The following is a 25621-nucleotide window of genomic DNA, read 5'->3' on the forward strand; positions in this document are numbered from 1 at the left end:
ATCTCCTTACGAATATTACGGTTTCAAAACACCCAGTCTGGGTAGAGCCGCCCTTTTCCTCTGGCCCTTCGTTGCGGCTTTGGGTTAGCATATCGTTACGGCTGCGAGAGGGGCTGCCGTTCCGCGTGCTTTTGTCGGCTAACCAAGGCATGCGGGAAATGTGGGCTATTATGGGGGCTACCAAATGAAGATGAATCGCGTACTGGCGACGGTGAGTGTCGTTGCCTTGACCACGGCTGCCGGCATGACTGGCGCCCGGGCCGACAACGTGCTCTATGATCTGAGCGCCATTCCGCCGACCATCACGGCCGCGGCGGCCAGCGCTTCGGTGATCACCAGCAACCAGCTGGACAGCGTAACCTCCATCACCGCCACCAACTCGGTCACCCTGATCGGCGCGCCGCTCGTCGGCACCCACGACCTTGAAGGCGGCACCGATTCGGTCTTCGTCGACATCAACGACATCTTCGCCGAAGCCACGGGCAACACGAAGACCAACAGCGTCGACCTCAACACCGCTACCGGCGCGCCGACCCTGAACGCGGCCACCGCCGCGACGCTGCAGGTCAATTTCGGCGGCGGCACCGCGACGCTGGATGCGGCCGTCACGACCGCGACCATCCGCGCCGACTTCGAGGATGCCGGCACGGGCAGCAATCTCGTCGTTGACGCCAACACGGTGCGTGCCGACGCGGTGGTGAACGAGGCCACGAACACGGTCGCCGGCGACATCAACCAGCTGCTGACCAGCACGGAAGCCGGTGGCTCCGTGGTCTCTCTGCCGGGCACCCCGAACGAACTGACGGCCGGCGCGACGGTGCTGACGGCGAACGCCCAGCTGATCGACAATCTCGCTTCCCCGATGGCCAGCGTCGATGAGACGCGCATTGGTCTCGGCGCCACGGTCGACGGCACGCCGGCCTCGCTGGTCGGTGTCAATCTGGACGTCACCGACAACCTGGTGCGGGCCCGCTTCAACGGCAACGACGCCACCAACCGGGTCGCGGTCGCCGATGGCGGCGCGGTCACGCTCAATGGCACGGCCGGCGTCGCCAATCTACAGAGCGCGGCAGGCGTGGACGCCTTCGCCGCAAGCATCACGAACACGGTGATCGAACTAGGCGACACGTCACCCGTCACCGACGAAGCGATCGCCGACCTGACCGGCAGCACGGCCGAGTTCACCGGCAACGACATTCTCGGCGCGGTCGCGTCCAACAGTTCGGTCAACTCGGTCGCGCTGGCGGACACGGTCAGCCAGAACCCGGTCAACGGCACCCAGGTCAACGCGGTCGATTTCACCGGCGGCACCCTCCTGCAGGTTGGCGCCGATCTGTTCGTCCAGAACGTCCAGTATGCCGAGGTGGACGCCAACGCCAACGTGAATGGCGATCTCAACGTTCTGATCGAGGACGTGTCCGGCTCGACGGTGCTCGCGGATGGCAACAGCGTCGGCGCGACCGCGACGGGAAATGCGACCGTCAATGCCATCGGCGTGGGCGATGCGACCACCTTCTCGTCCATCACCGCCGTGCAGTCGGTGCAGTATGCGGAAGGGGCGCAAATCGCCAATTCGGGCGCGAGCATTAACGGCTCCAACCTCAGTGTCTCCATTGCCAGCCTCAACGCCAATGGCGATATCGTCTCGACCGCGGTATCGACCACGGACAACCGCCTGTATACCGAGGCGATGGGCAACACCCATGACAGCAGCATCGCCATCGACGGCACCACGCTCAATTCCGTGGGGGGCCTCAATGGCGCGGGCGTCGACAGAAGTCTGTCCGAATCCTCCATTGCCGCCGATACCAGCCTCCTGACTGGTCAGGTGCTGGATGGCGGCGGCGCGCAGGCGACGACCATCTCGCGCATCCGCGTCGATGCCTCGCTGGCCGGCACGCCGACGTCCGACATCACCTCGTCGACCATCGATACGTCGGAGAACGAGATTTCGGCGCTGGCGATCGGCAACCTGTCCACCGAAGCCAGCATCGCCCTCGACGCGACCAGCGTGGGGTCGGGCGCGGCGGTGGTGAGCGTGCAGACGGTCGAGGACGGCGCGTCGCTGAGCGCTCGGACCGACTCGCCCATCGGCAATCAGAGCCAGGTCGAAGTGTGGGGCTTCCCCGCGCAGATCGTCGACTCGTCCATCAACACCGACGGCAACGTGTTCAGCGCGCGGGTTTTCGGCAATCTGGTCGACGGCACGGGTAACTCGCTGGATGTCGATGCGACCACGATCACCAGCAACAATCTGGTTCCTGGCAACGGGTCGGCGAACAATCGTAGCCTGCCGGGCAACACCGCATTCGCCGACATGCTCGTGATCAACGACCAGTCGGTCGAGGATCTGGAAGGCTCGGTCGTCACGGCGGTCAACGGCCAGGCGGCCGATGCCGGCCAGGGGGATTTGGTGTTCGTGCGGATCGGCCTCAGCGATCAGTTCGCGCTGAGCAACACGGATTTCACCATCAACGACAATCAGGGCGTGGTCGCCGCCACGCTCAACCAGGCGGTGTCCTCGGCCACGGTCGCTGCCGTGACGAACAACGCGGGAACGGCTCTGCTCAACGTGCAGTCGGTGCGCGACGAAGACGGCAATGGCAGCTCGGCCGGCCTCGTCGCCAACCAGTATGACGCGGACATGACGCTGAGCATCGGCGCCAATGCGGACGGCGCGCCCCTATCCATCGCCGATGGCAATTTCGAGATCGTCAGCAATGATCTGCTGGCGTCGGGCCGTGTCAATCTGGCGACCAACACGGTCGCGGTCTCCGGCCAGAGCCAGACCATCGTCGGCAAGCAGACCGCCGGCCAGGAAACCGCGGTGCTGGACGTGCAGGTGGAGACGTTCGGCGTGACGTCGCTGTTGAACGACCAGTCCTTCGTCGATCTGTCGCCCACGGGAATCGGCAGCGGCGTGGGCGTGGTGAACGACAATTCCGACTTCAGCATGGTGATCGCGACGGACGGCGCTTTCGCCAACAGCGTCGCACAGATCGATGACAACACCATGCGCGTCCAGGCCCTGGGCAACGATGCCAGCAACAGCCTGACCGTGGCGATCGACACGTTCGACCTGTCGCAGGCGGCGGTCGGTGCGACTCCGCTCAACCTCTCCCTCGGCAGCCTCGTCTCGCGTCAGGAAGGTATCACGGACACCGCGGCCGATGGCGAGATGCTGGCCAACGCCATCAGCGTGCGCGCAATTCTGGACATGAGCGACGTGACCGGCTCCATCTCCGGCGCCGACATCACCACCGATGGCAACAGCATGCGCACCATCGCGCGGACCAACAACGTCACCAACGTGCTGACCGCCACGGGCACCACCCTGCCGGACGTGGAAGGCGTGACCGCGCCGTCGGCGGCCGTGCTCGACGACACGAGCGGCGTCGCCATCGTGTACACGGACGCGGTATTCGGGGTCGCCTCCCAGCAGACCAATGGCATCGACATCACGTCGGTGATCGAAGGCTCGGGCGGCGGCACGCCGTCAGGCATGCGCATCGTCGCCGATGGCGCCGCCACCATCGACGGCACCGATCTGTCGGCCAGCGGCAACGCCATCGTGGCGGAAGCGCGCGGCAACGACTCGGGCAACGGCGCGTCGCTGAATTACACCAGCAACAGCGCGCAGGTCTTCGTCACCAACGTTCAGCAGGTCACCGACTACGATCCGTTCATCGAGGCGCGCGTGTTCGATGCCGAGATTCTCGTCGACGTGGATGGCGACACGATCGGCATCGCGCCGGTGATCAACGCGTCCAGTGTCGTGCTGGACGGCAACGCCATCGCCGCGCTGGCCTCGTCCAACCGCACCACCAACAGCGTCAGCGTCAGCGGCACCAACGTGCTCAGCGGATCGGACGCGGCGTCGCGAGGCGTGGTCATTGATAACGGCCTGTCGCCGCTGATCGGCGTCACCGGCGACATCGCCCTGATCAATGCGCAGGGCGCGACCGCGTTCACCTCGCCCGACCAGGACGAGGAACTGCTGGCGGTGGTCGATACCGCGAACATCGTGGCGGACGTCGCGACCCTCAACACCGGGTCGGTGAGCATCGACAACAACGTGGTGCTCAGCCAGGGCATCGTCCAGAACGCCAGCAACACGCTGGCGCTGAACGCCTCGGCCAATGTGGGCGCGGTGGGCGATACCCCGAACGCGCTCCTGATGTCCTACCAGGCCTTCGCGGATGATTCCGAGGTCAACACCGATACGTTCGACGTGACGATCGGCGTCATCGACGCGGCCAACACGGGCGCCGTCGAGGGCATCGCGGACATGGCGGATCTGGGCAGCGCCTCGGCGTCTGTCGCCGGCAACTCCGTCTCCGGCGTCGCCATGGGCGGCACCGCGACCAACCGTCTGACGGTGACGGCCGGCGCCGAAATCGTCGGCGGCACGGCCGCGCCGGTCCTGACGGTGGGCAACCCGGAGAATGATCCGGTCACGTTCCAGAATGCCGATTACACGGTGGTCAACCTTCAGGTCGGTCTGACTGACGGCAGCGACATCGAAGCCGACGTCGACAACACCCTGATCGGTGTCAGCATCGCTTCCGACATCGCCAATGACAGCCTGACGGTCGACAACAATCTGGTGCAGGCGCAGGTCCGCGGCTTCGCCTCGACCAACACGCTGGCGTTGACCGCCGGCTCGTCGAGCGACGCGACGGCACAGGTCGGCAACCTGCAGTTCGTCGACGGCTTCGACGATATCCAGGGCGAGATCACCGACACCACGATCATCGCCACGGTCGATGGCGGCGCGCTGAACAGCGGCGTCAGTGTCTCGGACAATCTGGTGTCCGCCTCCACCGCGGGCAACACGGCGCTCAACGCCCTGTCGACCACGGCGCAGGCGACCCTTCAGGAATCCAGCGGCGCGGGCTCGGTGCTCACACCGGGCGGCGCGGTCGAAATCGCGGTGACCGGCACCGATTACGCGGTCCTCAACCGCCAGTCGGTGAGCGATGTGGGTGAAATCGACTCGACCATTGGCAACGCGGCGGTCGGCATCGACGACCTGTCTGGTGCCGGCGGTGTCGACGCCACGGCGCTCGACGTGAATGGCAACACCCTGCTCGCATCGGCGACGGCCAATGACGCGGTCAACTCGCTGGTCCTGAACACGGGTACGTTCCAGCACCCGTCCTCGTCCATCGCCAGCCTGCAGACCACCAGCGATACCACCGTCAGCGCCTCGGCGAGCAATGTGAGTGTCGGTGTCGGCCTGGGCGGCGGCCTGCTCTCGGGCACCAGCAGCAACAGCAGCGTGACCGTTCGCGGCAACGTGGTGGGCGCCACGGCCATCGGCAACAGCGCGGTCAGCGCCATCAGCGGCAACTGATCCGCCAGAACTGGAAATGTCGCGGGCCGGCGTGCGAACGCCGGCCCGTTTCTTTTCCGCGAGGCTTCTATGGGAAGCCGGTCCACGATCTGTATGATGTGGCCGCGATTCATCCACGGTGAAGGAGAGCGCCCATGCGCATCGGCATTCTGACGGGTGGCGGCGACGTTCCCGGTCTCAACCCCTGCATCAAGGCGGTGGCCGGCAGCGCCGCCGAACTGGGCTGGGAGACCATCGGCTTTCGCCGGGGCTGGTCCGGTCCCCTCGAAATCGATCCGGACGATCCCGAATCCGTGGATGCTCACACCATCATCCTGGACCGGGGCCGCGTGCGCGGCATCGATCGTACCGGCGGCACGATCCTGCACACCTCGCGCACCAATCCGGGCCGGGTCGCCGTGAAGGACCTGCCGCCCTTCATCGAGGCACCTTACGCCGTCGATGACAATGCGCGCATCGATTGCACCGACCACGTGCTCGAGGTGATCGACCGTCTGGGCATCCAGGCGCTGATCGCGATCGGCGGCGACGACACTCTGTCCTATGCGGCGCGGCTGCATCAGGAGGGCGTGAAGGTCATGGCGTGTCCGAAGACCATGGACAATGACGTCTATGGCACCGATTACTGCATCGGCTTCGGCACCGCCGTCAGCCGCAGCGTCGACGCCATCGACGCGCTGCGCACGCCGACCGGCAGTCACGAACGGATCGCCGTCATCGAGCTGTTCGGCCGCAACAGCGGTGAGACCGCGCTGATCTCGGGCTATCTGGCGGCGGCCGACCGGGTGCTGATCAGCGAAGTGCCCTTCGACGTCGAGAAGGTCGCCGAACTGATCATGCAGGACAAGGCGGCCAATCCCGCCGGCTACGCCATGATCGTGATTTCCGAGGGCGCCACCATCCGCGGCGGCCGCACCGTGGAAAGCGGCGAGGAAGACCCGTACGGCCACCGCAAGCTCGGCGGCATCGGCAATATCCTGGGCGAGGAAATCAAGCGGCTGACCGGTCAGGGCATCGTCAACCAGTCGCTGGCCTATCTGATGCGCGCCGGTGCGCCGGACGCGCTGGACCGCATGGTCGCCTCGGCCTATGGCACCATGGCGGTGCAGAAGCTGGCGGCGGGCGAAAGCGGCCTGATGATGGCGATCCGCGACGGCAACTACGAGACCGTGCCCATCGACACCTGCATCCAGGGCAAGAAGCGCGTCGACGTGGCCCAGCTCTATGATGCCGACGCCTACCGCCCGGTGATCCGCCAGGTGCAGGGCAAACCCATGTTCCTGTACTGACGCGCCTCAGGGGCGCATGTGGAACAACGTCTTCCCGGCGGTCCTCAGCGGGGCCGCCAGGTTGGCGAACTCGCACAGCAGTGGCCGCGTCTCGCGCGGGTCGATGATGTCCTCGATCAGGAACGCCTCGGCGGTCCGGAATGGCGACCGCACCCGGTTGAGCCGTTCCTCGATATCCCGGCGCATGGCGGCCGGGTCCTCGGCCTCGCTCAATTCCTGGGTGTAGGCGGCCTCGATGCCGCCTTCGATGGGCAGCGAGCCCCAGTCGCCGGACGGCCAGGCATAGCGGTAATGCAGCCGTTCATGATTGGTGTGGGCCGATCCCGCGACGCCGAACGCCTTGCGGATGACCACGGAACACCAGGGCACCGTGGCCTGATAGACCGCCGCCAGGGCGCGCGAGCCGTGGCGGATGGTCGCCGCCATCTCGTGCTGCACGCCGACCGCGAAGCCCGGATTGTCGACCAAGTGGACCACCGGCAGATGGAACGTCTCGGCCATGTCGACGAAGCGGATACATTTGTGCGAGGCATCGGCGGTCCAGCCGCCGCCATAATGATACGGGTCGCTGGCCAGCACGGCGACGGGCCAGCCGTCGAGGCGGGCCAGGCCGGTGATGAGGGGGCGGCCGTTGAACTTGCCGATCTCCATGAACGAGCCCTTGTCGAACACAGCGTCCAAAATCTTGCGCATCTTGTAGACCTTGCGCCGGTCGCGCGGGACGACGGAAATCAGCGATTCCTCGCGCCGGTTGACGTCATCCTCCTGGGGGCCGCGCGGCGGCAGCTCGTGCACGCTCGGCGGCAGATAGGACAGGAAACGCCGGGCGCAGGCCAGCGCGTCGTCCTCGCTGGCGACCTCGTCATCGACCGAGCCGTTGCGGGTGTGCATCCAGCTGCCGCCCAGCTCCTCCTTGGTGACGTCCTCGCCCACATGCCGCGCGACGGGCGGGCCGGCGACGAAGACCTGGCTCATGTCCTTCACCATCACCGAATAATGGCTGGTGACCAGACGCGCCGCGCCGAGGCCCGCGACCGGGCCGAGCGCCAGGCCGACGACGGGAACCTGGGCCATGTTCGCCACCACATAGTCCCAGCCGGGATTGCGGGGCAGATAGGTTCTTCCGTCCTTCTCCAGCGTCTTGACCGATCCACCGCCGCCGGTGCCGTCGATCAGCCGGACCAGCGGCAGACGCAGCTCCAGCGCCATCTGTTCGGCCATGGCCTGCTTGGCCCAGATCGCCGCGTCCGAGGCGCCGCCCCGAACGGTGAAGTCGTCGCCCTGCACCACCACGGTGCGACCGTCGATGCGGCCGCGTCCCATGACCGTGTTGGCCGGCATGAAGTCGACGAGATTGCCGTCCTCGTCATACTGCGCCTTGCCGGCGATACCGCCGACCTCGCGGAACGAGCCGGGATCGAGCAGCTTGTCGATGCGCTCGCGCACCGTAAGCTTGCCGCGTGATTTCTGTTTGAGAACCTTGTCCTCGCCGCCCATTTTCAGGGCCATGGCCTCGCGCCGGCGCAGTTCTGCGACGTCAGCTTCCCAGCTCATCCGTGTCTCCCCATGTGACGGAGGACCATTCTCACGGATAACGCCGGGGCATGCAATTGGGCAGCTGCTACCGGATTTTCCTTACCCGGTCACCCCGGCGTTGTTCCGGGACCTGCCGATATGCCAGGCGCGATGATGATGCAGGTCTGCCGGCGTCAACGCGCGCTCACACACGATCATTTCCGGACAGGCGCAGGCCCGGAACGAGTCCGGGGTGACGGCAGAGGCCGCTAGAGCGGCTTCGGCTGCTCCAGCGGTTGATCCTCGCCGTCGAGCGGAATGTCACCGGGATGACGCAGGGCGTGCACGAGGTGCTGTATCGTATGGGTGGCGCCGTCGCCGGCCCGGTCCGCCGCCGCGACCGTGTCGAGCGCTTCCCTCATCTGGGCCTCGGTCACCACGCCACTGCGCAGTAGCGCGATCCAGATGGCCGCGATCTGCCGGTCGGCGTTGGTGCCTGGTGGGGTTCCGGTATTCATGATGTCTCCTGAAAGGTGGGCGTGCGCGGCGCGGCGAAAGGTCCGCCGGCTACTGCACGAGCTTGGCGGCGGTCGCCAGCGTGTCCTCGGTCTGCGCGGTCGCCTGGTCGAGCGTATCCGCGACCAGTTCGCTCGCTCCGGTCGCGGCGGTTCGGGTCTGGCCGCTCAGGGCGCCCCATAACTCCGCCTGCGCCTTGCGCCCGATTTCCGCCAGTTCGCCCATGTTCTGGATGATCAGCATGGTGTTGGCGCGTGTCGCCTCCATGGACTGCTCGATCACGTCGCTCGGCTTGCCGGTCGCCATGGCCGCGGTCCGCATGTTGTTCAGCGCCGCGAGCGCGATGCCCTGCTGTTGCTGCATGACCTCGCGGGCGGTGTTGGCGCCGATGCGCGCCATTTCGCCCATGGCCTGAAGCGGCCCGCCCGTGGACAGGCCGCTCATGGGCTTGAACGCGTCGAAGAAGTTGGGAAAGGGGGTCGCAACCATGGGATTCTCCTCAATCGAGCCTGGCCGCGTGCGCGGCGTCCTCTGAGAGGAACACGCGCCGGCTCCAATCGATCCTGAACCGCCACCGATTTCATAAAAAATCCCCGCGACTCCGGTCGCGGGGATCGTGTCTCCACCAGCCTCGGGGCCGGGATTACTTCTTGCCCAGGTTCTTTTCGAACTGGGTGCTCAGGACCGACCAGATATCGGTCTGGGCCTTGCGGGCGATTTCCGACAGATCGCCGAAATTCTTTGCGGCGGTCTCCGCGTTGGCGCGGAAGGTGTCCAGCGACTGGGCCATGACGGCCTGGGCTTCGCCCTTGGCGAGCTTGCCGGCGGTCTGCTGCCACTCGGCGACGGCCTGGGTGGCGATCGCCTGCTGCTGCTGGACGATCTCCTGCAGCGCGTTGGCGGCGATCCGCGCCACTTCGCTCATGGCCTGCATGTTGCCCTGGCCCGCCTGGGTCAGCGACTGCATGTCGAAAGTGGGGAGGCCGCCGCCGGCGGTCATCTTCTGGACGGTCTCATACCATTCGGCGAACGGGTTCGTGGTCTTTGCCATCATCGGCTCCTGTGTGTCGCCTTGCGGCGGTTGACCCCGAGTTCAGCGATCGGAAACGCGCCCAAGACGGCCGGGGCTGCCGTTTGTGCTGCACTGCAACATAATGGCGATTTTCTTCATTGCAAGAGCGAAATCGCCCCGAGCGCCGCTACGGCTTGGGCGGTAGCTGCGCGACATTCTCGTCGAACACCTCGTAGATCTCGATCACGTTGCCGAACGGGTCGCGTCCATAGGTCGCGGCGGCGGACCCCATGTTCTGCGGCGGACAATGGAAGGTCATGCCGCCGGCCAGCAGACGTTGGTATTCGTTGTCGATGTCGGTGACCTGCAGGCAGAAATGGGTGTAGCCGTGATGGTTGACCGGATAGTTGGGATCCTTGGGGTCGCCGCGCGGCGTCTCGTACTCGAACAGCTCGATATAGGCGTTCGACCCCTTGAGCATGCGGCCCTTCGCACCCGAGTTGCGAATGCCGACGATGGCGTCATTGACCGGATTGCCCGGTTCCCAGCGGCCGCCTCCCAGATCCTGAAAGCCCAGGACGTCGCAATAGAAGCGGACGGCGGAGTCCATGTCCGGCACGGAAATGGCGGTGTGATGAATACCGACGATCATGGCGCTCTTCCTCTCGTCAGGTGAATGAAGGCAGCCGGTAGACCCGGCTGGCGGTTCCGGAAAACAGGGCGGTCTTCTCGCCGGGCGTGAAATCCGCGGCGATCCGCTTGAAGGAATTCCACAGCACGCCGTAGGAACAGGACAGCTTGTCGACCGGGAAGTTGCTCTCGAACATGCAGCGCTCCGGCCCGAACACATCGATCATGTGGAGATACCAGTCGCGGGTGGCCGCGGTCAGTTGCGCCGAGGTCGGCGGCTTGTCCAGCTTGTGCCAGCCATAGCCGTTGACCGCCATGTTGATGCCGCCGAGCTTGGCGTGGACGTTGGGGCATCGGGCCAGCTCGGCCACGTCCTTTTTCCAGCGGACGAAAATCTCGTCGCGCTTGCCCTCGTAGGGACCGATGCCGAGCGGTCCGCCGAAATGATCGAAGATCACCGGAATGTCCGGAAACGCCCGGGCCAGGTCGGTCAGCTCGGGAATCTGCGGGTGATAGAGCCAGGAATCGAAGCTCATGCCGTAGCGCCCGAGCTGCGCGTAGCCGCGCCGGAACACTGGATCGAGAAGCATGCCCTCGCGCGGGTTGGTGTGCGAGCGCCGGACGCGGTCGTCCTTGTCCCAGCCCGCCGCGTGGCGGATGCCGCGGAAGCGGTCGGGGGCGGCGGCCTGATGCGCCTCCAGCACCTCGGCGACCTCTTCGCCCAGGGTCAGGTCCGCGAAGCCGACGATGCCGGCGCAGGCGCGGGTCCGGCCATAAATGCCGCTGGCGCTCATGGCGGCGATGCCGTTGACGAACTCGGTCTCGCCGACCGGCCGCAGCCGCACGGGTCCATCGGCGCGGTACATGGCGGCGCATTCCATGAAGACGGTGGCGACGATATTATGGCCGCTGCCGGTGTCGGCGAGCAATTCGTCGAGCAGATAGCGCGAGCCGGGGTGATCCCACAGATGGTGATGGGGGTCGACAATCGGCAGATCCGGCTCCAGAGCCGCTTCCTCCACCAGCGCCAGCCACGCCGCGTCTCCCGCCATCGCTCTCCCCTTTTCCGGTTCCCCAACCGTTCGAGCCTACTCCATGCAGCGGTGCAGAAAAAAGAGCCTAATCCGCTTCGGCGCAGGGTTCCGCGCGCGCGAGACCGCCAAACAGATCCAGCATGCGCTGGCGCCAGGCCTCGACGGGGTCGGCCGGATCGAGGAGGCCGCCAACGGTCATCCGTGCCCACATGAAGCCGCCGAAGGCGCAGTAATCCGCATAGGCGGGGGCGTCGCCGGACAGGAAATCGCGCTCACGCAATGTCAGCCGCAGGGGCTCGATCGCCGCGCGCAGCTTCTTCACGCTGCCTGCCTCGGCCATCTGCTCGATGCTCATGCCGGTCCAGTCGAAGCGGCTCTGGCGAAAGTAGGGCTGGTCCGCTTCGGGCGTCAGGGCATAGGTCGCGGGCGTGCACAGCAGGAACAGGGCCGACAGTTGCTGACTGTCGCACCAGTGATTGACGAGGCGGGCGAGCGCGCGGCCGCCGTCGCCGCCGAACAGGCTGGGACGGTCGGGATAGGTCTCTTCCAGATGACAGGCGATGCGCCACGAATCGCTTACGGCGGTCTCGCCATCGACCAGGACGGGCACCCGGTCCTGTCCGGAAAAGGCGATGACATGCTTGCCGCCATAGCCGATGCCGATCCGCTCGGGCGTCAGGCCCTTATGCGCCAGCGCCATCCGGGCGCGCCAGACGAACGGACTGACCGAGCGCCCCTGGTTCAGCACGAGTTCGTAGAGCCGCACGTCCATCTCCCCGGTTCGCGTGTGCGCCGGCGCCATCACGCCCGAGGAGAACTCAATAGTCCAGCTTGTACTGCACCCGGAACTTCTGGTTGCCGGTGCTGGTCGCCTCCGTCCCCACGCTCAGGTTCTTGGTGAGATCGATCTCGACCGACGCGGAGGTCGCGTCCTCCTCTTCGGTGGCGCTGCCGAATTCCACATAGATGTCCTTGGTGATGTATTTGCCGCCGCGAATGACGGGGGAGCCGGCCTCGTCCTCGTCATCGGCGCCGGGACGGTCGAGCGTTCCCACGGTCAGTCGGTCGAGGCTCAGCGCGCCGCGCAGCTTGCCGATCACGTCGAAGCCCGAGCCCGATGAACCCAGCGAGGCCACGGCGGTCGCCAGCTGGGCGGCCTCGAAGGTCGACAGGTTCGCCTTGCCGGTGCCGAACAGAACCCGGGAGATGATTTCGTCCTGGGGCATTTCCGGATTGGACGACAGCTTGATCTGCGGGTTGGAGGCACGGCCGCTCAGGGCGATCTCGGCGCTCAGCGAGGGGACGGTGTAAACCGCCCGCGCGTTGATGACCGGGTCGAGGTCGCCGCCGCCCACCAGTTCGATCCGCGATCCGTCCTGCAGCACGAAGGTGCGGCCCGCGAAATCGAATTCACCCTTCACCAGCTCGATGCGGCCCTGAAGCGCCAGATTGTCCGTCGTGCCGCGCACCCGCACCTGGCCCTGCCATTCGGAGTCCAGGCCGCGGCCGCGCACGAACAGTCGGTTCTCGGCGCTGACGTTGATCCGCAAACGGGTCTTGAAGGGAGTCTCGGCGGGCTTTTCCGGCAGGGTGATCAGCCCGGGCGGCCGGTTCAGCTCGACCACGTAGAGTTTGATCACATCATCCGAGGCCCGCGCGTTCAGCGTGTATTCGGCTTCGTTGACGCGCGCATCGCCGGTGATCTCGGCATATTCGGCCGTCTGGACATAGCGGATCTTGCCGGTCGCTCGCGCGGTCATGTCCCGCAGCTTCAGCACGCGCGCCCTGTCGAAGGCGGCGTTCAGGTCGGCTTCCATGCCGCCGGGCGCCAGGGGCTTGATCCAGCCGGACAGGGTGATGACGCCCTTGCCGCCGTCGCTGGCTGCGGTGGACGGAATTTCCAGGAGATTGTCGCGCAGGACGAAGCGCATCTCGGGCGTCTGGGCGCGGAAACCCGTCGACAGGTTGCGATAGGTCATATTGGTGATGCCGAACTGGCCGTTGAGCGTCGGCGCGGCGATGCTGCCCGAGACGGTGGCGTCCACCCGGGCGGTGCCGCCCAGAATATGCTCGTAGGCGCCGGTCAGCGGCCAGATATAGGCCAGTTCCGCGTTGCCCTTCACGGCGGCCTGCAACGGCGCGTTCTCGTTCACGGTCAGGGCGAACGGGCCGTCGCCGCGGCTGACCGGTACTTCCGCGGTGGCCTCCAGCGCCCGTTGGCCGCCGGTGTCGATGGTCAGCGTGCCGCTTGCCCGGCTGCCACCCAGGCGTCCATTGGCCGCGATGGTGACGGGCCGCCGGTCCAGGCTGTCGGCGACCAGAAGATCATCGACCCGCAGGCTGAAGGTGCCTTGCGGCGCGCCGCTCAGGTCGATCCGGCCATCAAGGCTCAGCTTGCCGGTCATGTCGACGCCGCCGAGCATCTTGGACAGGGCGGCGACATCCAGATCACTGGCGCGAAGCCGCGCGGTGCCGCCCTGTTCACGAATGCTCGCCTGCGCTTCGACGGGCGAGCCGTTGTACGACAGGCGAATCGGGCCGACCTCGGTGCCGGCTTCGGCCAGCACCACGGTCGCGGGGGAAGAGAGGGTCACCTTCTGGCCCACGATGGTGCCGTTCAGCGCCTCCAGCGTGATGGTGTTCGGCGCCGCCAGAACCGGCCGGTCGGCACGGCCTTCCAGTGTCACCGACAACGGCCCGTCGTAATCGCCGGTGATCGTGGCGTTCAGCGCCAGGCCGGTCCCGCTCGGCGTGACCGTCGCGGCGACCTGGTCCAGCTTGGCGCGGTCCCAGACGATGTCCGTGCCTTTCAGGCTGAGCGTGCGGATGTCGAGCGCCTCGCCCGCCAGCAGGTCACCCTGCAGCCGCGCCTGGGCCATGGTGATCTCGTTCTCGCCAGATGGCGAGAGAGCGGCGTCGCGCGCGCTCATGTCGATGCGGATCCGCTGGGCATCGCCTTCGGGGGCGAAGGCGACGGTGCCGTCGAAGTTACCCGATGCCGGCATCCCGGCCAGCGCCGTCGGCACGTCCTTGCCGGCGACGCGCAGCTCGAGCGTGCCGCTCATGGGCGATGCCAGACTGTCGGCGGCAAGCGCGCCCGACAGCGAGAGCGACTGGCCGGTGACGGCGATCGGGTCGGCGCGCCATGCGCCATCCTCGCCCATGGCGAAGGGGACCGCGACCTGGATGGGCTCGCCATTCAGGCCGAAATTCGCGTCCAGCCTGCCTTCGGGGGCGGCGACCACATCGCGGAACGCGGCGCTCAGCGAGACGTCGGTCAGGTTGAGCCCCGACACGGTGGCGGCGGCGATCCCGGTGCGCATCGTCACGTCTGGCGAGGCGGTCTCGCCGGTGATGGTGCCGGTCACCGCCAGCGGGCCGCTCGCGGTCACCGCGTCGCCGGCAAGGTCGGCCACGTCGGCGAAGCGGGCTTCATAGGTCGCATCGATGGTATCGCCGATCCGCCCGTTGATCCCCGCGGTCACGCGCGCGCCCTTGATCGTGCCGTTCAGATCGCCCTGTCCCGCGCCGGCGGGATCGTCCAGCGTCAGGCTGAAGCGGGGCGAGGCGCCGATCAGGGCGGACAGGCGGGCGTCCTGCAGCGCGAGCGCCGCCGCCTCGCCGGTCGCCTTGACCAGCAGACGTCCGGCATCCGGCCGCCAATCGACGTTGGCGGATGCGTTCAGGCGGCCCGCGGCGCCCAGCGCCGGCACGCGCCGCAGATCGTTCAGCGCGATCCTGGCCTCGCCCTTCACCGACAGGGGCGACAGCACGACATCGCCGCTCGCCGTCAGCGACGATCCGGCATCCGAGAGGGATGCCTCGGCGATGGCGATCCGTCCCGCCGCCGTGTCATAGGTGGCATTCACGGCCCAATCGGCTCGAAGCGTCTGGCCCGAGGTTGCGACGTCCTCGAGCGCGCCCTTGCCCTCGATGCCGTAGGTCTCGCCATCTCCGGCGGTGGCGACGATCTCGCCGCTGACCTGCCGCGCGGTGAGGTCGGGGCCGCTGAGTCGATCCAGCGTGACGGTGGCCGCCATGCTGGTGCGCGCGCCGTCGCGGGTCACCGAGCCGTCGGCCGCCAGCGTTCCATAGCGCCAGTCGCCCAGCAGCGCCGCGAACCACTCGGCGTTGCGCGAGCGCAGGGAAAAACGCGGCGACATCATCTCGTCGCCGCCCGTCAGCGTCCCTTCGAGGCGAATCTCGGCGCCCGGATTGATCAGCGTCGCGCCGTAGCTCTCGGGCAGGCCATCCTCGAACGCGATGTCGATGGTCACGGCCGGCGCGCCGATCAACGCCGTGGTCTCGTTTTTCGGCAGGAACGGACGCGGGTCCATCACCCCGGCGATCCGCAGCCGGTCCGTGAAGAGGATGGTCAGGTCGGCGATGGTCTTGCCGCTCCGGGTTCCGTCCAGCCGGCCGCGCCAGTTGTTCACCGAGCCCTGGCCGCCGAGCGTCATCTCGATATCGCCATCCTCGCCGGGGAACAGGAAGCCGCCCAGCCCGCCGCCTGCCTTGCTGACCAGCTTGCCGTCCAGCGCCAGCCGGTCCCGGGCCGGTTCGTAATCGGCCACGAGCCGGATGGATTCGCCGCGCGCGTCCTGCGGGGCCAGCGCCAGCCTGATCTCGATGGCGGGCGACCTGGTCCAGCGGAGCGCGCCCATCAGGGTGAACGGCGTCTCCTCGCCTTCGAACAGGACCTCATCGACCTTCAGCCGGTCCAGCCTGAGATCGACGGGCAGGTTCGGCAGGGCGAGGGGTTCGGTGGTCTCGGTGGGCGGCGCCTGCGCCAGCGTCAGCCGCGCCGCGCTCAGGCTCTCCACGTGCACGGTGCCGGCCAGCAGCCCCAGATGCCGCCAGCGGACGGCGACGCGCTCCGCCATGACCACGGTCTTGCCTTGCTGGGTCAGGGTGAAACGGCCGATGGTGAGGTCGGACAGCGGGTCGCCGCTCAGATCCGTGATGACGGCGACACTTTGCGTGGCCGGGTCGCCGATGGCGTCCTCGGCGATGCCGGCGATCAGGCCGTTGAACGCGCCCGCGCGCAGCAGCACGTAGAGCATCAGCACGATCCCGACGACCAAGGCGGGGGTCCAGGCGCGTTTCAAGGTCCACCAGGGACGCGAGGTCTGTTCCATGTCCTGTGTCATCAGAAGGCCTGCCCGATGCTGACATAGATCTGGAAGTCGTCATCCGCGGGGGTGCCGTTGATGGGGAACGCCACGTCCAGTCGCACGGGACCGAAGCCCGTGTAATAGCGCACGCCGATGCCGGCGCCCCAGCGCAACTTCTGCGAGAAATCCGGCAGCGCGCTGTCGAACACGCTGCCGCCCTCGAAGAAGGGAACGACGCCCCATGTATCGGTGACCTTGATGCGCACCTCCGCGCCGACCTCGAACAGCGATTTGCCGCCGATGGGTTCGCCGGCCGGATCGACGGGACCGATGGCCTGATAGCCATAGCCCCTGATCGAGTTGCCGCCGCCAGAGTAGAACCGCTTGCTGGCCGGGATGTTCCGGATGTCGTTGGCGCCGAACAGCGCGCCCAGCTTCACGCGCCCGGCGACGACGTATTTGCCGGCGTCGTCGAGCCGCAGATAGGCGCTCGCCGTCCCTTCCATGGTGACGAAGTTCTTGGCGTCGCCGAACACCAGATAGGGCGCAGCCTTGAGGCCCAGACGGAAGCCGGTGGTCGGGTCCAGAAGATCATCGGAGCGGTCGTAGGCGACCAGGGCCGGGAGCCCGAGCAGGATCGATTTGGTCGGCGCGAAGGCGTCGCGCGTATCGAGATAGGACGCCTCGGTCCCCAGGCGCACCCGCAGACGCTTGGTGACTTCCCGTTCGACGCCGGCGCGCAGCACGCCGCGATATTCCAGGAACGCGTCCGTGTCCTCGCGGGCCACCTCGGCGCCGATCAGCAGCTTCTGGTCGTTGCGCAGGAAGCGCGGCTTGGTGAGGTCGCCGGTGAACTGCTGCAACTTTTGGTCCGCCTCGGCTTCCACGATCAGCCGTTCGCCGGCGCCGAAGATGTTGCGGTGTTCCCAGAACACCGAGCCGCCGAAGCCGTTGACGGTGGAGTAGGAGGCGGTGGCGCCGATCGACCGGTGGTCGCGCTCGCGCAGGCGAACCTTCATGGGCTGCTCGTCGCCGTCCACCAGCGGATCGTCCGAGTCGATCCGGATGGTGGAGAACAGGTTCATGGCGGTCAGTTCCTCGCGGAACTTGGCGACCTTGCGGCTGTCATATTGCTCGCCTTCCTCCCAGGTGATCACCTTGAGCACGGCGTTCTTCTTGACCGTCTCGAGGCCGTCGACGGTGGTGGCGCCGAATCGGATCCGGGGGCCGGTCTCGATGCGGACCTTGGCCGTCAGCTTGCCGTCGAGGTGGTTCGCCTTGAAATCCTGGTCGGCCAGCTTGGCGCGCGGATACCCCAGCTGAGGCAGCTCCTGCATGACCTTGCCGAAGGCCGCGACCACGATCTCGCTGCGGGCGGGCTGCCCGACCTGCTCGGTGGCGACCTTGTCGGCCATTGCCTGAACCTCGGGCGGCAGCGAGGCCGGCCCGACCAGTTGCATGGAATAGGCGCCGATGGTGAAACGGTCACCGGGCGTGATCGTGATCGTCACCGCGATGGGTTTGCGGTCCCGGGCGACGGTGTAGTTGATGCGCGCCCCGTAATATCCCTCGGCGCGCAGCACGTCGGCGAAGCCGTTGATATCGCGCCGTATGCGGGCACGAAGATCCCAGATCGAGGCGGGATCCTCCTTGCGCAGCCGGACCAGGTCGGAACGGTCCTTCAGGCTGGATTCGAGGCCGGTCCCCTTGAGGCCCTCGATATCGACATCGTAAGCGTAGGAGGGAATGCCGGCCGCCCGACGCGCCGCTTCCTCGGCCTCCTCCTCCTGCGCGCGGAGTTTTTCCTCCTCCTTGCGCGCGGCCTTGTCGGCCTTGCGGGCCTTTTTCTCGGCCTTGCGCTGGGCTTTCTCGGCCTGACGTTCCGCCTTGGTCAGAGGCGGGCGCTCGGCCTCTCCTCCCCATTCGTCGGCGGATACCGGATCGACCTGCGCCGACGCCGGAGCGGTAAGTACCAGCGTCAGGACAAACAGGGTGGTGACGATGCTCAAGGCCGGCCGGATCGCCGCTCTCCCATGCTCGGCGGCACAGGCCGCCATGCCGCCCGACAGAGGCGGCCACTTCGTGGACAACGCGCGGACGCTCCATAAGTTTCACGCCGCGTGCAAGCCCGGCGGCGACAGCCAAGTGTGGCACGGGATGGCCGTCCGCGCCAAGCGTCCACGCCCGTCCATGACGGGCAACCAAGGCCCGATGAACCCTTCGTGAACGCCACTTTGCGCTGTTGTAAGCATAACGGGCGTGAGGTAGTATCTCGATTGAGGTGGGCGAGCGCTACGAGAGGGTGTGGTGTGTCGTCTGCGTTCGGACGGAGGGCTTATGGCCGTCTGGGCGCGTGAGCCAACAGCTTTTTTTAGGGGGGCTACCAATGCGTAAGAGTCAGGTACTGGCTACGGTCAGTGTAATCGCGCTTGCTTCGGCTGGCATCACGAGCGCGGCATTCGCCGTGGATCAGTTCAACGCGACGGTCAACTGGGTCACGGAAGTGCCGACCGTCGTCGCGGGCTCGAGCTCGGTCGACATCAACAACAATCAGAACAACACCAATACCGACCCGACCGCCAACATCACCAACGTGATCATGGGCGTGCCGGCGGTTCTGGGCACCCAGGATTACAACGGCCTCGATTCCGTGATCGTGGAAGAGAACATCGTCTCGGCCATCGCGGTGCTGAACACCTCGGTCGATTACGACAATGTCTCCCCCACCTATGTGGATCCGCTGCAGCTGGACCCGATCGCGTGGAACAGCATCGACCTGTGGACGGCGACCGGATCGGGCGCCAGCGCCGCGGCGACGCTGGTTTCGCTGCAGAGCAGTGATGGCGGTTCCATCCTGACGGCCTCGGTCTCGAACGTGGACGTTCAGGCCGATTCGTCCGACCTGTTCGCGGGCAGCTCGCAGCTGGTCAACGACAACACGGTCCGCGCGCAGGCGATGGGCAACGAGACCATCAACACGATCTCCGGCGACATCAACCCGCTGCTGAGCAGCACGGAAATCGGCCACGCGGGCATCAGCGGCGGCCCGAACCTGGCCGGTAACGCCGGCACGGGCTCCGGCCTGGGCGCCAGCGCCACCGTTCTGGTCGCGTCGGCGCAGGAAAACGACAATCTGGGCGCGTCTTCCGCGACGGTCGACAACACCCGCATCGGCTCGCTCGCCGTCGAACTCGACACCACCACGACCATCGAAGGCATTCCGCTGGAAGTGACGGGCAACGACATCGGCGCCGTCTTCATCGGCAACAGCGCGACCAACCAGGTCAACCTGGACGATGATCTGGACCTGGCCAACACCAGCGCCGTCACCCTGGACGGCACCGCCGGCGTCGCCAACGCGCAGCGCAACACCACGGTGGGCATGACCTTCCTGGCGCAGGTGACCGAATCGCAGATCGAGGCCGGTGAGAGCGGCGCTGTCGCCACCCCGATCAGCAACCTGACCGGCAGCTCCATCGATTTCTCGGCCAACACCATCACCGCCCAGGGCACCGGCAACGGGGCCGACAATCTGGTGCGTCTGGGTGACGGCATCAGCCAGTCGGGCAACTTCCCGGGCGGCGGCATCATCAATCCCCTGGCCTCGACGGCCCTCGTCAATGGCGGCGGTCCGGACGGCAACGCCAACGCGGTCGGCGACCTGTTCATCGCCAACCACCAGTTCGGCGAAGTGGCGATCAGCGCCCTGGTCGGCGGCGCGACCGCCGCCGATGACGGCGACATGAACGTCCTCGTCGAGAGCGTGCTCGATTCGAGCGTCGATGCCGTCGGCAACCTGATCGGCGCCAGCGCGCTGGGCAACGATGTCGGCAACGCCATCGTCGTCGAGGGTGCCGCCACCTTCGACAGCCTGGTCAGCATCGCCAGCGCCCAGATCCTGAACAATGGCAGCAGCTCCACCGCGACGACCAATGGCGACATCACCGTCAGCGTCGCGACCCTCGGCACCGTGAACGGCGATATCGCCACCAGCTCGGTCACCGTCGACCGTAACAGCCTGTCCAGCCAGGCGAGCGGCAATGTCGGCTCGAACACGATCGATATCGAAGGCACCAACATCAATGGCGTCGGCGTCGATCCGGACGCCAATTTCGCGCTGAGCAGCCACACCAACATCGCCCCGCGTGTCGCGGCGGACTTCGGTATCGTCAGCGGCCAGTTCACCCGCGAGGCCGAATACACCGCCACCACCACCGGCAGCGTGCTCGTCGACGCGGCCGATGTGAGCGGCGCGGTTGGCTCCTCCATCCTCGATTCCGACATCAGCGCCTCGACCAACAATGTCAGCGCGCTCGCCGTCGCGAACCGCATCACCGAGAACAGCTTCATCGTCGGCGACGAAGGCCCGACCGCCAGCTTCACCGGCACGGTCGGCGTCATCAACGCCCAGCTCGCCCAGGGGTCCGGCAACACCGCGACCGATCACCTGAGCATGTCGGCCACCGTCGCGCCGAGCAACGACGGCGGCGCTCCGGCCATCATCAACGTCGATGCCACCGCGCTCGCGACCGACCAGTCGGACATCAGCGCCGATTCGAACAGCATCAGCGCCCGGATCTTCGGCAACCTGGTCGACGCCAACACCAACTCCATCGACATCAGCGCGGTCACCGTCGGTGACGGCGTGGTCGCCGGCGTTCAGGCGTCCAACCCGACGGCGGTCGTCTACCGCTCGGTCGCCGATGCGTCCATCGGCAACGGCACGCCGGATGGCCTGCCCGACACCGTGGTCCAGGGCGGCTTCGTGCTGATCAACGACCAGAGCGTCGAGGACATTTCGGCCAACGCGCTCGGCGACGTGCCGTGGGTGGCCAACGTGACCGGCAATTTCGTCGACGTGCAGGTGGGCAGCACCAATGCCGCCGCCACGATCACCGCAACCGACGTCAGCACCAGCCTCAACGCGGTGACCGGCTCGATCACCGGCAACCAGGGCAGCAACGCCCTGTCCATCGACGCCGTGACGCTCGATGGCACGTCCACCCTGGTCAACACCCAGACCTTCGCCAACGAAACCACCGGCTTCACGAGCTTCTCGGGCAGCATGGACGTGAACGTCGCCGGCGACATCCTGAACACGGTGTCGGCGGGCGCGACGACCATCTCCGACGTCAATGTCGAGGCCAACAGCAACACGGTGATGGGCTCGGCGCGCGTCAACAACGCCTCGAACACAGTTTCCGTCGCGGCGCAGACCCAGGTCGTGACCGATATCGTCACCGGCAACGACGTGAACTCGGTCGAGATGAGCTACGGCACCGCCGGCACGCACACGGTCAGCAACGTGCTGCTCCGCTCCGAAACCGGTCTGCTCAACAGCCAGGAATTCGGCTCGCTGCGTCCGTCCGGGCTCGACGTGCTCCTCAGCGACACGGATGTGCTCGTCACCGTCAACACGGCTGACGGCGCGCTGGCCGACAGCGTCGTCGCGGCCGACCTGAACAGCTTCACGGCCCAGTCGCTCGGCAATGACGCGGGCAACCTGCTGACGCTCGAAGTCGGCACCTTCGACCTGACCGATGCCGGCTCCGCCACGGCGACCAATGGCCCGCTCGGCATCATCGCCAACCAGCAGCGCGGCAGCGACGCCGACAACACCGGTTCGGTCTCTTCGCTGACCGGCGGCGTGAACGTGACCGTCGATGTCAGCGGGATCGATACCTCGATCACCGGTACGGACGTGACGGCCGATGGCAACAGCATCCGCTCGCTGTCCCGCATCAACAACGCGGTGAACGTGCTGGACGCGTCGGGCACCACCTATGAGAACGCCGTCACGGCCGCCTCTTCGGTGGAAATCCTCGACGTCGCCGAGATCGTCAGCACCTCGGCGGCCAGCGTCGAGATGACGGTCGAGGATCTGGCCTTCGGCATCGCCTCGTTCCAGGTCAACGCCATCGACGTGAACAGCACCGTCACCGGCGGCGGCATTCTGGTCAACGCCGACAACGTGGACGCGATTTCCGACTCGTCCCTTTCGGTCAGCGGCAACCTGCAGGTCGCCGAAGCGCGCGGCAGTGACGTGACCAGCGTCGCCACGCTGGACTTCGGCACCAACCACGTCTCTGGCTTCGTCGCCAATCTGCAGCAGACCGACGCGGGCGGCGCCACTCTGACGTCCAACGCGACGGGCAACGTTGTTGTCCTCGAGGCCGATACCGCGACCCAGACGCTGACCGACAGCAGCTTCGCCGCGGACAGCAACGCCATCGCGGCGATCACCTCGGCCAACCGCGCCACCAACAGCGCCTCGGCTCTCGGCACCAACCTCTACAGCGGCACCGGCCAGACCACGCCCAGCGGCGTGATCAATCCGGCGGTCACGTCCGACATCACCGTCAGCGCCGATCTCAGCGTCGTCAACGTGCAGGGCGCCGAAGCGGTCGTGTCCACCCAGGACGACATTCTGACGGCCAATACGGCCGGCAACACCGTCGTGGCGGTTCTCGACGATCTCGACAGCGGTTCGGTCAGTGTCGACAACAACCTGGTCCTCAGCCAGGGCACCATCCACAGCGCCACCAATGCGGGCCGGCTGGATGCGGCCGCCAACGTCGGCACGACGGGTGACACCGTCAGCGCCATCGTCCTGTCGCAGCAGATCGTCACCAGCGGCAGCAGCGTCACCACCACCACCGCCGGCAACGCGGTCCTTGGCCTCGTCGATGACATGTCCGATGCGGGTTCGGCCTCGCTGTCGGTTTCCGGTAACGATATCCTCAGCCAAGCGGCTGGCGGCACGGCGTCCAACCGTCTCGACGTCCTGGCCGATGCGGCCATCGTCGGTGGCGCGCCGGCGGCCACCCCCAGCTTCGTCAGCGCCATCCTGACGGTCAACGCCGACTTCTCGGTGCTGAACGCCCAGTTCGGTGAAACCGACATCAGCGCGACCACCACCGGCACCGGCATCGCCGGCGACGTCGGGACGGTCGACACCACGCCGCTCAACAACGACGCGGTCGATGTCAACGCCAACCTGGTCTCGGCCTCGTCGACGGGCTTCTCGGCCGCCAACATCCTGGTGCTCGACGCGGGCTCGTCCAGCGATGCCACCGGCCAGGTCGGTAACCGCCAGTCCATCGTGACCGGCTCGACTCTCAGCTCCACCACCACGGGCACGGGCGTCGGTGCCGACATCGCCGGCGGCGCGCTGAACAGCAGCATCGAAGTCTCGGGCAACGAGGTTTCGGCTGTCACCACCGGCAGCACGGCGCTCAACGCCCTGCAGACCAGCGCCGACTCCACCCTGCAGGAGAGCAGCGGTGCCGGCGGCGCGATCGATCCGGCGACCGGCATCACGGTCAGCGGTGCGGATTACGCGGTGCTGAACTGGCAGTCGGCGGCGGGCAGCAGCTTCGGCTCGACGGTCGCGGGCACGTCCATCGGTGTCGACGATCTGGCCGGCGGCCAGGGCGTGGACAACAGCTCGGTCGAGGTGAACGGCAACGCGGTCATCGCGTCGACCGTCGCCAACAACTCGGTGAACAGCCTGGTGCTGAACACCGGTACCTTCCAGCACCCGAGCGCGTCGGTCTCCAACCTGCAGACCACGTCCGACTCCACCGTCAGCGCCAGCGTCAGCGGCACTTCGGTCGGTATCGGCCTGGGTGGCGGTCTGATCAACAACGCCAGCAGCAACAGCTCGTTCACCGTCCGCGGCAACTCGGTCGGCTCGAGCGCCATCGGCAACGGCGCGATCAGCAGCATCTCGGGCAACTGATCTCTCGCCTTCTCGTAACGGGATCGAAGGGCCGGAACGCAAGTTCCGGCCCTTCTTCTTTGGGCGACAGTGCCGACCTGCTTCCGGCGAGGGGCCGCGATGATATTCCGCCAGCTGTTCGATCCGCAGTCGTCCACCTACACCTGTCTGCTCGCCGACGCCGCGAGCCGGGACGCTGTGCTGATCGATCCGGTTTTCGAGCAGGTTCGGCGTGTGGCCGCTATGGTCGGGGAACTGGGCGCGCGGCTGGTGCCGCTGGGCGACCTGAAAAAGCGCACATGCCGCGGATCGACAGGGACCGGCCGGTCGTGACCGTCTGCCGGTCCGGCGCCCGGTCGGCGCAGGCCGCTCTCATGCTGGAGAAGGAAGGCTTTGGCCGGGTGGCCAATCTGGCGGGCGGCATGCTGCGCTGGCGGGCGCAGCGCCTGCCGGTCGAAGGGCTCGACGCCTGACCGGCAGGCCGCGTCGGATCAGCCGCGCTTGCCGGCTTCGCGCAGGATGGTCGGCTCCTGGCTGTGGAATGCCGGATTGCCCGCGCCGGTGGTCGCGCCGGCGTCGACGGCCAGCGTCTGTCCGGTGACATAGCGGGCCTCGTCGCTGGCCAGATAGAGCAGCGCGTTGGCGATATCGACCGGATAGGCGGCGATGCCCAGCGGCGAGGAGGCCTTGAACGCCGCGGCGGTCTTTTCCTCGTCGTTGACGTCACCGGTGACGGCGCTCGCGGTCATTGGCGTGACGGTGCCGGCCGGCGCCACGGCGTTGACCCTGATCCCGTGCTGGGCCAGCTCCGACGCGACCGATTTGGTCAGACCGACCACGCCATGCTTGGCGGCGGTGTAGGCATGCGGGCCAAGACCGCCCAGGATGCCGGCGGTGCTGGCGAGGGACAGGATGACGCCGCTGCGGCGCGGCTGCATCACCCGGGCGCCGTGTTTCATGCCGAGGAAGACACCGCGCAGCAGCACGGCGATGGTGCTGTCCCACGCGTCGACCGACGTCTTCGCGATGGGCCCGATGGCGCCGACGATGCCGGCATTGTTGACCATGATGTCGAGCTGGCCGAATTCGGCCACGGCCAGATCGACGGCGGCGGCGACATCGACCTCGCTGGTCACGTCGGTGCGGATGAACCGCGCCCGGTCGCCGAACTCCTCGGCCGCCTTGCGGCCGATGTCGGCCTGCAGGTCCGCCAGCACGAGGCGCGCGCCTTCCTCGGCGAAGCGCCGCGCCGTGCCCAGTCCGATGCCGCTCGCGCCGCCGGTGATGACGGCAATCTTGCCTTCCAGTCTCGCCATGTTCTTTCCCCTGTTTGGTGGTTCCGCGTGATCCTAGAGGCGATCGTTCGGCGAGGGAATCGGAGAACGATTTTTTCAGCGGTGGCGGCGCGCGGCGTCCCGCACTGCAAGAAAAGCAC

The 25621-nt window shown here is 66.9% G+C and carries 14 protein-coding genes and 1 pseudogene; 5 read left to right on the forward strand and 10 right to left on the reverse strand.

Features of this window, described 5'->3' with window-relative positions; translation table 11 throughout:
* The first annotated feature begins 184 nt into the window (after window positions 1-184).
* The gene (locus WJU17_RS13440) at window positions 185-5356 is read left to right on the forward strand and encodes a hypothetical protein (RefSeq protein ID WP_346327909.1); all 5172 of its coding nucleotides are present in this window, start codon (window positions 185-187) and stop codon (window positions 5354-5356) included.
* Window positions 5357-5490: 134 nt separating this feature from the next.
* Window positions 5491-6645 (forward strand): ATP-dependent 6-phosphofructokinase, encoded by a 1155-nt coding sequence (locus WJU17_RS13445; protein ID WP_346327910.1) that lies wholly within the window; start codon window positions 5491-5493, stop codon window positions 6643-6645.
* 6 nt (window positions 6646-6651) lie between these two features.
* Here the strand turns inward: WJU17_RS13445 and WJU17_RS13450 are convergent, their stop codons facing one another.
* The 9 genes from WJU17_RS13450 to WJU17_RS13490 form a co-directional block, all read right to left on the reverse strand.
* Entirely contained in the window at window positions 6652-8199 is a 1548-nt protein-coding gene (locus WJU17_RS13450; protein WP_346327911.1) for a carboxyl transferase domain-containing protein, read from the reverse strand.
* 230 nt (window positions 8200-8429) lie between these two features.
* Entirely contained in the window at window positions 8430-8678 is a 249-nt protein-coding gene (locus WJU17_RS13455; protein WP_346327912.1) for a hypothetical protein, read from the reverse strand.
* A gap of 49 nt (window positions 8679-8727) precedes the next feature.
* Complete coding sequence (locus WJU17_RS13460) at window positions 8728-9165, reverse strand: hypothetical protein (protein ID WP_346327913.1); 438 nt, start codon at window positions 9163-9165, stop codon at window positions 8728-8730.
* A 154-nt stretch (window positions 9166-9319) separates the two neighbouring features.
* Window positions 9320-9727 (reverse strand): TIGR01841 family phasin, encoded by a 408-nt coding sequence (gene phaP, locus WJU17_RS13465; RefSeq protein ID WP_346327914.1) that lies wholly within the window; start codon window positions 9725-9727, stop codon window positions 9320-9322.
* Between the two features lie 148 nt (window positions 9728-9875).
* The gene (locus WJU17_RS13470) at window positions 9876-10340 is read right to left on the reverse strand and encodes a VOC family protein (protein WP_346327915.1); all 465 of its coding nucleotides are present in this window, start codon (window positions 10338-10340) and stop codon (window positions 9876-9878) included.
* Window positions 10341-10356: 16 nt separating this feature from the next.
* The gene (locus tag WJU17_RS13475; protein ID WP_346327916.1) at window positions 10357-11370 is read right to left on the reverse strand and encodes an amidohydrolase family protein; all 1014 of its coding nucleotides are present in this window, start codon (window positions 11368-11370) and stop codon (window positions 10357-10359) included.
* 67 nt (window positions 11371-11437) lie between these two features.
* Window positions 11438-12124, reverse strand: coding sequence for a glutathione S-transferase N-terminal domain-containing protein (locus WJU17_RS13480; protein WP_346327917.1), 687 nt, complete (start codon window positions 12122-12124; stop codon window positions 11438-11440).
* Between the two features lie 46 nt (window positions 12125-12170).
* Window positions 12171-16502, reverse strand: a complete 4332-nt coding sequence (locus WJU17_RS13485; protein WP_346327918.1) for a translocation/assembly module TamB domain-containing protein — start codon at window positions 16500-16502, stop codon at window positions 12171-12173.
* Complete coding sequence (locus tag WJU17_RS13490) at window positions 16502-18556, reverse strand: autotransporter assembly complex family protein (protein ID WP_346327919.1); 2055 nt, start codon at window positions 18554-18556, stop codon at window positions 16502-16504. The genes WJU17_RS13485 and WJU17_RS13490 overlap by 1 nt, the downstream gene beginning before the upstream one ends.
* A 296-nt stretch (window positions 18557-18852) precedes the next feature.
* Between WJU17_RS13490 and WJU17_RS13495 the strand changes: the two genes are divergently transcribed.
* The 3 genes and pseudogenes from WJU17_RS13495 to WJU17_RS13505 all read left to right on the forward strand — a co-directional run bounded on the left by WJU17_RS13495 (window position 18853) and on the right by WJU17_RS13505 (window position 24659).
* Window positions 18853-24207 carry a hypothetical protein gene (locus WJU17_RS13495; RefSeq protein ID WP_346327920.1) on the forward strand — a complete coding sequence of 1785 codons (5355 nt, stop codon included), beginning with the start codon at window positions 18853-18855 and terminating at the stop codon, window positions 24205-24207.
* A 99-nt stretch (window positions 24208-24306) separates the two neighbouring features.
* Window positions 24307-24459: pseudogene (locus WJU17_RS13500) on the forward strand (MBL fold metallo-hydrolase); the annotation flags it as partial.
* Window positions 24460-24515: 56 nt separating this feature from the next.
* On the forward strand, window positions 24516-24659 hold the full coding sequence (locus WJU17_RS13505) for a rhodanese-like domain-containing protein (RefSeq protein WP_346327921.1): 144 nt from the start codon (window positions 24516-24518) through the stop codon (window positions 24657-24659).
* Between the two features lie 18 nt (window positions 24660-24677).
* Here the strand turns inward: WJU17_RS13505 and WJU17_RS13510 are convergent, their stop codons facing one another.
* A complete protein-coding gene (locus WJU17_RS13510) occupies window positions 24678-25502 on the reverse strand; it encodes a glucose 1-dehydrogenase (RefSeq protein ID WP_346327922.1) in 825 nt (274 codons plus the stop codon).
* Window positions 25503-25621: the final 119 nt, after the last annotated feature.

Source organism: Iodidimonas sp. SYSU 1G8 (assembly GCF_039655775.1).
Taxonomy (GTDB): Bacteria; Pseudomonadota; Alphaproteobacteria; order SMXS01; family SMXS01; genus RI-34.

What these genes read in the sequence shown, in the direction of transcription:
- WJU17_RS13440 (WP_346327909.1), top strand. Translation starts at nt 185, where the DNA reads ATGAAGATGAATCGCGTACTGGCGACGGTGAGTGTCGTTGCCTTGACC.
- WJU17_RS13445 (WP_346327910.1), top strand. Translation starts at nt 5,491, where the DNA reads ATGCGCATCGGCATTCTGACGGGTGGCGGCGACGTTCCCGGTCTCAAC.
- WJU17_RS13450 (WP_346327911.1), bottom strand. Translation starts at nt 8,199, where the DNA reads ATGAGCTGGGAAGCTGACGTCGCAGAACTGCGCCGGCGCGAGGCCATG.
- WJU17_RS13455 (WP_346327912.1), bottom strand. Translation starts at nt 8,678, where the DNA reads ATGAATACCGGAACCCCACCAGGCACCAACGCCGACCGGCAGATCGCG.
- WJU17_RS13460 (WP_346327913.1), bottom strand. Translation starts at nt 9,165, where the DNA reads ATGGTTGCGACCCCCTTTCCCAACTTCTTCGACGCGTTCAAGCCCATG.
- phaP (WP_346327914.1), bottom strand. Translation starts at nt 9,727, where the DNA reads ATGGCAAAGACCACGAACCCGTTCGCCGAATGGTATGAGACCGTCCAG.
- WJU17_RS13470 (WP_346327915.1), bottom strand. Translation starts at nt 10,340, where the DNA reads ATGATCGTCGGTATTCATCACACCGCCATTTCCGTGCCGGACATGGAC.
- WJU17_RS13475 (WP_346327916.1), bottom strand. Translation starts at nt 11,370, where the DNA reads ATGGCGGGAGACGCGGCGTGGCTGGCGCTGGTGGAGGAAGCGGCTCTG.
- WJU17_RS13480 (WP_346327917.1), bottom strand. Translation starts at nt 12,124, where the DNA reads ATGGACGTGCGGCTCTACGAACTCGTGCTGAACCAGGGGCGCTCGGTC.
- WJU17_RS13485 (WP_346327918.1), bottom strand. Translation starts at nt 16,502, where the DNA reads ATGACACAGGACATGGAACAGACCTCGCGTCCCTGGTGGACCTTGAAA.
- WJU17_RS13495 (WP_346327920.1), top strand. Translation starts at nt 18,853, where the DNA reads ATGCGTAAGAGTCAGGTACTGGCTACGGTCAGTGTAATCGCGCTTGCT.
- WJU17_RS13510 (WP_346327922.1), bottom strand. Translation starts at nt 25,502, where the DNA reads ATGGCGAGACTGGAAGGCAAGATTGCCGTCATCACCGGCGGCGCGAGC.